The 11935-nt window shown below is 30.5% G+C and carries 10 protein-coding genes; 1 reads left to right on the top strand and 9 read right to left on the bottom strand.

The genetic code is table 11. The features are described 5' to 3' along the window. Positions 1-38: 38 nt before the first annotated feature. The 8 genes from WA327_RS02345 to htpG form a co-directional block, all read right to left on the bottom strand. The gene (locus WA327_RS02345) at positions 39-1040 is read right to left on the bottom strand and encodes a transglutaminase domain-containing protein (protein ID WP_336066011.1); all 1002 of its coding nucleotides are present in this window, start codon (positions 1038-1040) and stop codon (positions 39-41) included. A 5-nt stretch (positions 1041-1045) separates the two neighbouring features. Then, positions 1046-1705: a carboxypeptidase-like regulatory domain-containing protein gene (locus WA327_RS02340; protein ID WP_336066008.1), complete on the bottom strand. Its 660-nt coding sequence runs from the start codon at positions 1703-1705 to the stop codon at positions 1046-1048. Positions 1706-1820: 115 nt separating this feature from the next. Continuing rightward, a complete protein-coding gene (locus WA327_RS02335) occupies positions 1821-2285 on the bottom strand; it encodes a DUF4352 domain-containing protein (RefSeq protein WP_336066007.1) in 465 nt (154 codons plus the stop codon). A 62-nt stretch (positions 2286-2347) separates the two neighbouring features. Next, a complete protein-coding gene (locus WA327_RS02330) occupies positions 2348-2521 on the bottom strand; it encodes a hypothetical protein (protein WP_336066006.1) in 174 nt (57 codons plus the stop codon). A gap of 24 nt (positions 2522-2545) precedes the next feature. Beyond that, on the bottom strand, positions 2546-2977 hold the full coding sequence (locus tag WA327_RS02325) for a hypothetical protein (RefSeq protein ID WP_336066005.1): 432 nt from the start codon (positions 2975-2977) through the stop codon (positions 2546-2548). Then, positions 2974-3312 (bottom strand): PadR family transcriptional regulator, encoded by a 339-nt coding sequence (locus WA327_RS02320; protein ID WP_336066311.1) that lies wholly within the window; start codon positions 3310-3312, stop codon positions 2974-2976. Before WA327_RS02320 ends, WA327_RS02325 begins: the two co-directional genes overlap by 4 nt. 121 nt (positions 3313-3433) lie before the next feature. Beyond that, positions 3434-5662, bottom strand: a complete 2229-nt coding sequence (locus tag WA327_RS02315; protein WP_336066003.1) for a gliding motility-associated C-terminal domain-containing protein — start codon at positions 5660-5662, stop codon at positions 3434-3436. Positions 5663-5851: 189 nt separating this feature from the next. After that, the gene (gene htpG / locus WA327_RS02310; RefSeq protein ID WP_336066000.1) at positions 5852-7738 is read right to left on the bottom strand and encodes a molecular chaperone HtpG; all 1887 of its coding nucleotides are present in this window, start codon (positions 7736-7738) and stop codon (positions 5852-5854) included. A gap of 237 nt (positions 7739-7975) precedes the next feature. Here htpG and WA327_RS02305 point away from each other — a divergent pair, with 237 nt between their 5' ends. After that, on the top strand, positions 7976-8986 hold the full coding sequence (locus tag WA327_RS02305) for a beta-ketoacyl-ACP synthase III (protein WP_336065997.1): 1011 nt from the start codon (positions 7976-7978) through the stop codon (positions 8984-8986). Positions 8987-9356: 370 nt separating this feature from the next. Here the strand turns inward: WA327_RS02305 and WA327_RS02300 are convergent, their stop codons facing one another. Continuing rightward, positions 9357-11831, bottom strand: a complete 2475-nt coding sequence (locus WA327_RS02300) for an outer membrane beta-barrel family protein (RefSeq protein WP_336065995.1) — start codon at positions 11829-11831, stop codon at positions 9357-9359. Between the last annotated feature and the right edge of the window lie 104 nt (positions 11832-11935).

Here is an 11935-nt window from a genome sequence, read left to right as displayed (position 1 = left end):
CTAATTTATTTATACAAAGGTAGCTAAATTATTTACGATTATTTAGTGACCTTTACAGTATAGGTTGCAACTACATCATCACCAATAGCTAAATGTACGTCGTAAAACCCTTTGTGCTTAAATGTAGTTGAAAATGAAACCATTCCGTTGTCTTCTTTTAAGTTGTTTATTTCAAAGTCTATAGGATTTATTCCAACAAACTGCAGTAACGAAACTTTGTTGATATCAATAGAGTCTAAAGTTTTAAAACTGAAATTTAGATGCTCTCCTTTTTTTAATTCTACATGCATATTTTGTGGACTAATAGGAAGCGTTTTGTGTTTAAAAGTTTCGCCGTAAACTATTGGAGCGACTGAGTATTCACTATTAATTAAAGTTTCATTAAGCAACCATTTTTTGTCTTTTGGAATGTGGTTTTTTGCAAATAATGTAGGCTCGGTTAAAAAGTATCCTAAATTATAATCTTCAATAAAAATTGTACCTAAAAAATAGCCGCTAGACCAAGTGGCATCACATAAATACCATTTATTGTTTAGTTTTACCGCATTCCAAGAATGGTTGATAAGCTCTAAACTTTCAACATTAGTATCAAAACTTCTTCCGTAACCGTTAATAATTTCACATTCAATATTTGCTAAAAAGCAAAGTTGCTTTATTAAATATGCATAACCAGTACACATTGTTTTTTTGTGTTTAAATAGTTTTTTAAATGCTTTTTTTAGATAGTTGTTGTTCCATTGTGTGTAGCTTAAACTGTCATTTTTGTGTTTTTTTCTTTTGTGTATTACTTTATCGCTAACACTTAAATCACCTTTAATATTGGTGCAAACCCACGTGTAGATGGCTCTAAATTTCTCAACATCTGTATCTAATTTATAAGTTAGCTCATGCGCAAGCAGTGGCAAATTATCTAAGTTTCTACCATTTTTTAGGTTTGCAATATTATCTGCAACGGTAAAATCTATAGATTTAAAATCTGAAACTTGCGCAAAAGCAATATTTAAGATTAAAATAGAAATGAAAGTAATGACATTTCTCATAGCTATTAATCCTTTTTAGATTTGTATAGTTTTTTAGAAGATACTTTGCCCATCATTATTACAGAGCCAACATTCATATTAATATTTAGCTGAATGGTTTGGTCTTTAGATTTGCCGTCTATTACTACTTTTTTAGGTTCGTAACCAACATAACTTATTTGTAACACATCACCTTTTTTTAATTTTTGAGGAAATTCAAAATTACCGTCAAAGTCCGTTGATGTTCCTATTGAAGTACCTTCTAGCAATACATTTGCAGAAGGAAGTGGTATTCCATCTTGGTCTGTAATTGTTCCTTTAATGGTTAAGTTTTCTTTAGAAGAAGCACTTTCTATTGTATTATTTTCAGTAGTTTTTACTTGTGCATTAGCTGTTACGAAAGAGAAAAAAGATAAACAGGCTAATCCAATACCGGTTAACCAACTTAATTTACTTCTTTTTACAGGAATTTGATGAGTTGTTAATTGTTCACTTTTAAATCTTCCGCAAGTATTATCTGTATTTTTAGTGTTGAAATAGTTAATTATTTCTTCAGAATTCATTTTAGAAAAATCAATAACTTCTTTGGTGCAAGTGGCGCAAAATCCGCCTTTAGTAGTTGGTTTAAATTGATTAAAATCTTCACTACAAGGTGATTTGATGTCTAATTTAATGGCATTGTTCATAATTGTAAGTTTTAATGTTATACATCAAACTTACATTGTAACAATAGTGTTTAAAAGTGATATTGAGTGAGTGCTACTTTTTGGTTAGGGAAATAGACTTAATTTTAAGAATAAGTTAATTATAAGAAAGAGAAACAACTTTTTCATTAATTATTAATTGATCTATTTTTTCGTCTTTTTCAACAGGAGATTCAAATTCTATAGCGATCATTCTTTTTTTACCAGGTTTTAATTTTATTTTTAATCTATCTGTATTTGCAGTCAATTTCATTGCTTTAACAACAAAGTCAATTTTAATTGTTTGATTATTGTCGGTTAGCAATAATATATTAGAAAAATCTATTGTCTTTGTTTCGTTAGACGTATTTTTAAACTTTAAATACATCGATATAAATCGTGTGCCCTTTTTTGCGACATAAGTGGTGTTATACCTGCTTGTAGTTCTATTTTTACTTATTTTAATGATACTAAATTCAAGGTCTTTATTAAAAACATAAATATGATCGTTATCAATTTTTAAGTTTTTTTGAGCTTGACTACTAATGCTTATAACAAAAATTAGAAACAAAATTTTTTTCATATCAGATTTATTTTCTCTAAATATAAATAAAAAACCACTTCGGTTAAGAAGTGGTTTTTTAATTAGTTGCTTTTGTATAATTTATAAAAAAGCGTTGGTAAGAACATAAAGTTGAAAAGTACAAATCCAACAACCGTAATTATACCTGCAAAAGGCCAATGCATACTTTTAAACATAAGACCTGTACTTAAAATAAATAAGGCGATAATGCCTAATACATAAACTGATTTTTTCATTTTTTGATTGATTTATAATTAATGTTAAGATTGATATTTTAAAATGGTGTCTTTATATTTTGTGTAGAAAAATAAAGGCAAGGTGATAAAAATTAACACAGCAAATCCCGAAACCATTATTATTCCTGCAAATGGAAAATGCATAATTTTGAAAATACTTCCTACAGAAATTAATACCGCAGTAATAAACCCAATGATAAACAAAAATTTAGTACGGTTTTTAGCCGATTTAAAATATAACTGCGCATTAGTTTCTCTTTGTAATTGATTAATATTTAGGTAACCACCAAATTGATTAATTGCGTTTTGATAGGCAATATCAAAGTTAGTTTCGTCTGTATTTTCAATATAGGTACAAATGTGATCTAATATATCCTCTTTAAGTGTTTGGTTTTTTAATCCATACAACTCTAAATTTTTATCTATGTAGTTAATTTGTTGCTCTGTAAGTATCATTTTAAAGTTGGTTTTGGGTTAAAAATTAACGATAACGTGTTTATAAAATCATTTATTTGATTGGTTTGTTCGGCAATTACTTGTTTGCCGCTATTGGTGACCGAATAATATTTTCTTACACGTTTACCTATAAATACTTTTTCTGTAGTTAACACCTTTTCCTTTTCTAATTTGTGTAAAATAGGGTATAATGCACCTTCAGAAATGTCTATTTTTCCTTTGGTAATATCTTTTACCTTTTGTGTTATCTCATAACCATACATTTTGTCGCTTTGGCTTAAAAGCTTTAAAATGATTGGTTTAAGTGTTCCTTTTGTAAGTTCTTTGCTATACATGCTGCTAATATACATATTTTTTAAATACATTTTATAAAAATGTATTTATTTTTTTAGACTTAAATAAAAAAGTCACACTATTATGTGTGACTTTTTGTTACGTTATTTAGATTCAAAAGGTTTATCTATTTAAATAAATCCAACCTGTATGTGTTTTGTATGAAAGCGTTTTTATAACATAAAAATAAGTACCTGTTGGAAGTTTTTTGCCGTCATTGGTCTGTCCTTTCCATTCGTTTATATAATTATCTTTAGAATAAACTTCGGTACCATATCTGTTATAAATTGTTATTGAATCCATATCTAAGAAACTTAAATCTAAAAAGTCATTATAACCATCATCATTAGGTGAAATTCCTTGAGGAATATTACAATCGGTATCCTGTATAAAGTCTATTGTTTTCACTTCTGTACAGTTGTTTATGGTTATTTCTACTTCATAAGTGCCAAAATTGTTGACAGTTATAGACTCTGTAGTTTCACCAGTATTCCACAGGTAAGTAGCTTCTTCAGAGTTTGAATTAGCTTCTAGTGTAAAGTTTCTTTGGAAACAATTTTTAATTTCTTCATAAGGTTCAAAAGGAAATCTGTAAATAGTAAGTTTGATTGGTGTAATTGCATAACAATCTAAATTGCTATTGTTTTCTACTTTAGCAAACACAATGATGTCTTCAGTATAAACAATTTCAGTATTAATTTCATTTACATTATTAATAGCGTCGTTTTGATTGTAATAATAACTCACTGAAAAGTCGCTACTATCTTGATTTAGTAAAACATCTTGATTAAAAATAGTCAAATCTAAATCAAACATATCATTTTCGCACATTACAAAATCTGTGATAGCATTTGCTACAGGTTGTTGGCTTACTTTAAGGTTAAAGCTAGTTATATTAAAACAATCAGGATAATCTGAGTTGAAAACTCGTATGAAAACCTGTTCATTTGCAGATTGATTGGTATAGTTGTTAGGCAAGCTATTTGACCCATCAATAGCATCTATGTAAGTTGTGTGATAAGTTGTACTGAATGTTGTTGAGGATTGACCATTTAAAACTTGGTCGTTTATCAAAGTTAAATCAAAAGAGGCTATACCGTCATTGCTTTCGTCATCACAAACTACAAAATCAGCAACAGGAAAAGCTGTTGGTAAAGCAGCGACAATGACATTAAAGGAAGTAATCTCGTAACATTGGTTATTTTGTGAATTTTCAATTCTTGCAAAAATCTCTTCTTCCATAATAGTATTATAATAATTTGTACTTAATGGGTTGTCATTGTTTTCTGCATCAGTTAAACTTGAAAAATAGTTGATTGAAAACGTCATATCAGATTGAGAACCTAAAATATATTGATCTCTTGTGGTTAAATCAAATAATTCAACTTGGTCATTAGCATCATCACAAATTATAAAATCAGGTATTGGGTTAGCAACCGGATTGTCATAAATTGTAACCGTTTCATTAATTGTTAAGGTTTCTGTATCGTTGCTAATTATTAAGGAGACATCATATGTTCCAGGGTTAGAGTAGGTGTGTGTTGGATTAAAATCTGAAGATGTAGCGCCATCACCAAAATCCCAAGAAGCAGAAGTTACAGTATCATTGGTTGTTAGATTAAATTGAGTAGTTTCTCCTAAACAATTATCTAAAACTTCAAAATATCCATCTATGCAAGCTAGACTACCCATTAACTGATTAAGCTGTACTGATGATACATCAAAACTACTATCTTCGATTAATATTCCTCCATTTTGTTGTATACCTTCAGCTGTTACTTGCCAAGGATTTGATATAACTCTATAAACTGAAAATGGTATTCCGCCTAGACTTTGACTTAAATCAAATAGATAATCATAGCCACAAGATAATGCAGGAACATTGCAAGAGGTACAATTAGCTAAAACAGAGGTGCATCCGCCACTTACAGATGCGTCTGTAAATAAAAAAATAGCTGTTGTATCTTCAAATTCGCCACCAGCACTAAAAATACCGTCATTTATCATTGTATTAATTGAATTAGGAAAAACGTCTTGCATCATACTAAAACCACCAGCATCATTTTGAAGTATTATAGTTGGGTTTACGGTAAAAGGAAGTGCTATGTAATAGCTTGGTTGGGATGTAGAGTTGCTTGAAGGTTGTCCATATTGAATAATCCCAATTTCAGTCAAAGGATTATCAGCATATAGTTGGTCTGATAGTGTCTGAATAGATGTTTGCATATCATTTCTTTCCACATCATTGACAGATCCAGAATCGTCAATAATGAAAAGTATTTTGTTATTGCATTGAGAGTGAGAAAATTGTAGTGTAAATAAGAAAAATAGAGAAATGTAAAAAAACTTCATTGATGGTTGTTGTCTAAAAAAATTATTGATTTATCATCTAAAAGTAAAGTTTTATCAGTTTTAAGTGATGGTTTGGTGTTTATTTTTTTTAAAATCGTTTAATTTTAACATTTTAATCGAATACAACCAAAACAAAAAACCACTTCTTAATTGAAGTGGTTTTTTAAATTTTCCGATTTAGCGAATTAATTATTTTATCATTTCGTAGCTACGTTTTATAAAGTCGCTAAGTTCTTTACCTTTTAAAAGACCTTGCGATAAACGTGCTAAATCTAAACTTTGATTTATTAAACGTTCTTGTTTTTTACGCGTTTTTGTGTTTAAAATTTCGTTTACTAATTCAGAGTTTGTATTTACAACAAGATTGTACATTTCTGGCATATTACCCATGCCAAACATACCGCCGCCACCAGTTTGTTGCATCTCTTTCATACGACGCATAAACTCTGGTTGCGTAATCATAAATGGTGTTGCGTTGCTGTCCATAGCTTCTAATTGCACCATAAATTTTTCTGAAGGAATCACTTCTTTTAACAACTCGTCCAACTGTTTTTGTTGATCTTCGTCTAATTTAGAAATCGTGTTTTCTTCCTTCTGAATTAATTTATCTATATGATCTGCGTCTACACGAGCAAATGATATGTTTTCTTTAGTACCTTCTAATTTTTGCATTAAATGCGAAATAATAGGACTGTCTAGTAATAAAACTTCGTAACCTTTGTCTTTAGCAGCTTCAATATAACTGTGTTGCTCATCTTCATTACTTGCGTAAAGGATGATTAACTTATCATCTTTATCGGTTTGTTTTGCTTTTATTGCATTGTAAAGTTCGTCGTAAGTGTAGTATTTACCGTCTACAGTTGGGTATAAAGCAAAAGCTTCTGCTTTTTCGAAGAATTTTTCTTCAGAAAGCATTCCGTATTCAATAACAATTTTAATGTCATTCCATTTTGCTTCAAAATCTTTGCGGTTACTGTTAAATAACGACTTTAATTTATCGGCAACTTTACGTGTAATGTAAGAGCTAATTTTTTTAACAGCACCATCTGCTTGTAAGTAAGAACGAGACACATTTAAAGGAATGTCTGGACTGTCTATAACACCACGTAACATGGTTAAAAATTCTGGTACAATACCTTCTACATTATCTGTTACAAATACTTGATTTTGATATAGTTGAATTTTATCTTTTTGTATTTGCATATCGTTAGATAACTTAGGGAAATACAAGATTCCTGTTAAGTTAAACGGATAATCTACATTAAGATGAATGTTGAAAAGTGGCTCTTCAAATTGCATTGGATACAGCTCACGATAGAAGTTTTTATAGTCATCTTCTTCTAACTCGGTTGGTTGTTTGGTCCAAGCAGGATTTGGGTTGTTTATAATGTTGTCTACTTCTTTTGTAGGTGCTGGATCATCTTCTTTAGCGTCTTCTGGTTTTGGTAAAGTTTCAGTTTTTGTACCAAACTTAATTGGTATTGGCATAAACTTGTTATACTTCACTAAAAGTTCGTTGATTTTGTTGTCTTCTAAAAATTCTTCTTCACCTTCAGAAATATGAAGAATAATCTCTGTACCTCTTTCAGTTTTATCGGCTTCTTCTAAAGTAAATTCTGGACTACCATCGCAAATCCAATATGCTGCAGGCTCATCTTTAAAAGATTTTGTGATAATTTCAACTTTATCTGCCACCATAAACGCTGAGTAAAAACCTAACCCAAAGTGACCGATAATTCCGCTATCCTTTGCGCTGTCTTTGTATTTGTCTAAAAACTCTTCGGCACCAGAAAAAGCAACTTGGTTGATGTATTTTTCTACCTCTTCGGCAGTCATACCTAAACCTTGATCAATGATGTGTAATTTTTTTCCTTCTTTATCAATTTTTACTTCGATAATAGGATTACCATATTCGGTTTTTGCTTCACCAATGCTTGTTAAATGTTTTAATTTAAGCGTAGCATCTGTCGCGTTACTAATAAGCTCACGTAAAAAGATTTCGTGATCGCTGTACAAGAATTTTTTAATTAAAGGGAAAATGTTTTCTACCGAAACGTTAATATTTCCTTTTGCCATGATGTATTATTTTTTATTTCAGTTCTAAAAAAAGAACAAAAAGTTATGATTAATATTTTCTCTTCAGTAGGCAACAAAAATGCCAATGACAGTATTGTGACAAACTGACATTAATTTTAAAGTATTATGCGTGCATAACGAATAGAAATTAATATTATAAACATTATGTTGTAAAACCTTAAATTGCACGACTAACGACAAACTACTCATACAAAAAGAGTTTAAATAAAAATTGTTATGTATAATTCTAAGATAATAGGTGTTGGTAAATATGTGCCAGACAATGTGGTAACAAACGACGATTTGTCTAAAATGATGGATACCAACGACGAATGGATTACAGAACGTACCGGAATTAAAGAAAGACGTTGGGTAAAACCAGGTAGCGATGATACTACAGCTACAATGGGTGTAAAAGCAGCAAAACAAGCTATAGAACGCTCTGGTTTAGATAAAGACGATATTGATTTTATCATTTTTGCAACCTTAAGTCCTGATATGTATTTTCCAGGTCCAGGTGTGCAAGTACAACATGCTTTAGATATAAAAACTATTGGAGCATTAGATGTACGTAACCAATGCTCTGGATTTGTGTATGCGCTTTCTGTTGCAGATAATTTTATAAAAACAGGTATGTATAAAAATGTGCTTGTTATTGGTAGCGAATTGCATTCTCACGGTCTTGATAAAACGACAAGAGGAAGAGGTGTATCTGTTATTTTTGGTGATGGAGCAGGAGCAGTAGTAGTGAGTAGAGAAGAGGATAATAGTAAAGGAATTTTATCAACGCACTTACATAGTCAAGGTGAACATGCTGAAGAATTGGTAGTAAAGGCACCAGGTATGGGAACACGTTGGGTAACCGATATTATTACTGATAATGATGAAAATGACGAAAGTTACTTCCCGTACATGAACGGACAGTTTGTGTTTAAAAACGCAGTGGTACGTTTTAGCGAAGTTATTATGGAAGGTTTGATGAAAAATAAGTTGCAAAAGGAAGATATTGACATGTTAATTCCGCATCAAGCTAACTTGAGAATTGCTCAATTTATCCAGAAGAAATTTGGTTTAGGAGATGATCAAGTATTTAATAATATTATGAAATACGGTAACACAACAGCAGCTTCTATACCAATTGCTTTATGTGAAGCTTGGGAAGAAGGAAAAATTAATGAAGGAGATACTGTTGTTTTAGCAGCTTTTGGAAGTGGATTTACTTGGGGAAGCGTTATTATTAAGTGGTAAATAATTTCTGCGTCCTCGCAATTAAAAATAAAAAAATCCGAAACGTGAGTTTCGGATTTTTTTTATAATTAAAACTTAACTAACTAAACTTTTGTTTTATAGGTTGAGGACTAATTCAAATAAATTATAAAACTTTGGTTTGCTTTGTTTAATATAAGACGATTAAAATCGTGTTTTATTACACTGATTGTCAATATTTAACGCTTATTTAACAAACCTTAAATATTAAACAAAAAATTATCTTAAAATAAGTTAATTTTAAATTAGAAAACCCAAAGTCGATCAGGCTTTGGGTTCTCCTTTATTTAGCAAGTTTACCTTAACACTAACCATCAACTATTAAGTAAACTGCTAAACTTCTAGAAGATTTTTACATAAATCCGCCACCACCAGAAGATTCGTTATCATCACGTTGTTTACGTTGTAATGCGCGGTATTTTCCGCCTCCAAATCTATAGGATAATGCAACGTTCCATGTGTTACTTTCCCAATTAAATTGTCCTGTAGAAGGATAAGGTGTGTCAGCTTCAAATTCCCATCTCATAGTATTGAAAATATCATTATAATTAAAGCTAATAGTTGCTCTGTTGTTTTCCATAAACGTGTAGCGTACACCAGTGTTTACAAAATACATTGGTTTTCTTGTCATTTGTATACCTTTCTCTTTTCCGCGATACATTGCGAATAATGATAAGCTTAAGTTTTTAGTAGCTTTAAAGTTGTTAAACATTCTAAAGTTCCAAACTATATTTTGTACTTCGGTATTTAAGGTTTTTATATCATCTGCTGTTGCATTATTTGTATCTTCTTTGTCTATATATTCCGTTAGACCTTTTTGAGACTGAGAATATAAATCAAAACTTGTATTAAAATTCCACCATTTTGTAGGTCTATAATTGCTAGAAAGTTCTATGCCGTATGCCGATATATTATCAAAGTTGTCATAAGATAATATTGTGTTACCTGCAGGAACATTTGTTCTGTCAACAGTTACAAAACGATTAATGTTATCTTCGATTATTCTATAAAACACACCAGCAGTAATGCTTCCTTTTTTTAATTGTCTTGTGTAGTTTACTTCTGCAGAATTTGTGAATTGTGGTTGCAACTCAGTGTTTCCGTAAGAAGAAACTCTTGGTGTGCTCCATTCTCTAATTGGGTTAACTTGTTGTAAACCTGGTCTGTCAACACGTCTGCTTAAGCTAAATTGATATGAGTTTTTATCTGAAGCAGTATAAGTTAAAAATGCCGAAGGATATATTTGAAAATAATCGTTAGTAAAAGGTAATACTTCAGTAGTACCATCTGTAAACATGTTTAAAGCTTCTGCTTCTACTTTTACTTGCTCTGCACGCGCACCAACTTGATAGCTCCATTTTTCATTAATAGTTTTACCGTAAGTGACATAAGCAGAAAATATATCTCTTTTGTAATCAAACGCTGTACTTGGTGTAGGTATAACATTACCTTGATTATTAAAAGTAAACCCTGTAGATCTGTATCCTAAATCGGTATTAAAAAGTCTTGCTTCTGCACCAATTTCTAATTTTGAACTCTCGTTAATAGGCTTTACGTAATCTACATTAATAGTAGTTTGGTCTCTTTCTGTGTCAACATAATCGTTGTAATCTGGGGGAAAACTAAAGTTGATATAATTAAAATCTGCTACTTCTGTATTAGTAAAATCGTTGTAATCTACTTCAATATCTAAAGTTTCGTTTTCGTCTTTAAAAAGGTGTTTGTAAACAAAGTTGTATTGACCTGAATTATTCTCTGAATCACTACCAAAAAATTGTCTTTGATAAAGGTTTTGATCTGGAAAACTTAAATTGGTTGTACCAATACCATTTCCTTCAAAAATATTTTGATTGGTAAAGAAAGATAATGTGTTATTGTCATTTAAATAATAATCTACACCAACCTTAAATAAATGAGATTTATTGTTGTTATAAAACTGAAAATCTTGTCTTGAGTTATCATTAGATTGACTGATGTATCCAAAGTTGTCATATTTACCAATATTATTACCGTAGCTACCATAAAAGTTGAATTTTCCGTTGCGGTAGTTTAAGTCTATAGAACTATTAAATTTTGCATAAACCTCATTAGTAAGACCAACATTTAAGTTTCCATTAAAGCCTAATTTTGTGTTTTTATGAAGTTTAATATTGATAATTCCGCTCATTCCTTCAGGGTTATATTTTGCCGAAGGATTAGTAATTAACTCGATGCTTTTAATTGCTGTAGATGGTATTTGTTTTAATAATTGAGCAATTGGTACGTTAGATAATTTACCATCTACCATAACACGTACGTTTTCGTTTCCGCGTAAGCTAATATTTCCTGTTTGTTGGTCTACGTTAACAGATGGTATGTTATTCATAATATCGCTTGCATTTGCACCTGCCGTTTGTAAATCTTTACCAATGGTAATGACTTTTCTATCTATTTTTTGTTGAATGGTTGAGGTTTCTGCAACAACGGTTACTTCTTCTAAGCTTTCAGCAGATTCACTTAAATTAATAGTACCTAGGTTGATATTTTTATTACTACTAGTAATTTCAATGTTTTTACTTTCGGTTTGATAACCTAAAAACTCTATGCTTACAACAGATTTTCCTACAGGAATTTGATTTACAGAAAAGCTTCCGTCTTCGTTTGTGATTCCTCCAGTTATAATTTTTTGATTTACGTCTTTTATAACGACATTTACATAAGGTAAGGGTTGTTGTAAATTTGCGTCTAATACATTACCGGTAACGGTACCGATTTTGGGTTGTGAATTGTCTTGGGCTTGCATGCTAAAGGCTACTAATAGCATAACAAAGGTTAGAATTTTTTTCATTTTTTGGTTTAATGATTAATTGATTGATGAATTTATTTATGCTATTAAGACTACTTTTATTTAAGATTGTTACCGATAAAATTTAATTTTAAGAAATTTTAACA

Source organism: Mesoflavibacter sp. CH_XMU1404-2 (assembly GCF_037029465.1).
Taxonomy (GTDB): domain Bacteria; phylum Bacteroidota; class Bacteroidia; order Flavobacteriales; family Flavobacteriaceae; genus Mesoflavibacter.
This window is presented reverse-complemented; position numbering and strand designations above follow the sequence as displayed.

Coding starts and splice junctions, on each gene's coding strand:
- WA327_RS02315 (WP_336066003.1), bottom strand. CDS start 5,662: ATGAAGTTTTTTTACATTTCTCTATTTTTCTTATTTACACTACAATTT.
- WA327_RS02330 (WP_336066006.1), bottom strand. CDS start 2,521: ATGAAAAAATCAGTTTATGTATTAGGCATTATCGCCTTATTTATTTTA.
- htpG (WP_336066000.1), bottom strand. CDS start 7,738: ATGGCAAAAGGAAATATTAACGTTTCGGTAGAAAACATTTTCCCTTTA.
- WA327_RS02340 (WP_336066008.1), bottom strand. CDS start 1,705: ATGAACAATGCCATTAAATTAGACATCAAATCACCTTGTAGTGAAGAT.
- WA327_RS02300 (WP_336065995.1), bottom strand. CDS start 11,831: ATGAAAAAAATTCTAACCTTTGTTATGCTATTAGTAGCCTTTAGCATG.
- WA327_RS02320 (WP_336066311.1), bottom strand. CDS start 3,312: ATGTATAGCAAAGAACTTACAAAAGGAACACTTAAACCAATCATTTTA.
- WA327_RS02345 (WP_336066011.1), bottom strand. CDS start 1,040: ATGAGAAATGTCATTACTTTCATTTCTATTTTAATCTTAAATATTGCT.
- WA327_RS02335 (WP_336066007.1), bottom strand. CDS start 2,285: ATGAAAAAAATTTTGTTTCTAATTTTTGTTATAAGCATTAGTAGTCAA.
- WA327_RS02325 (WP_336066005.1), bottom strand. CDS start 2,977: ATGATACTTACAGAGCAACAAATTAACTACATAGATAAAAATTTAGAG.
- WA327_RS02305 (WP_336065997.1), top strand. CDS start 7,976: ATGTATAATTCTAAGATAATAGGTGTTGGTAAATATGTGCCAGACAAT.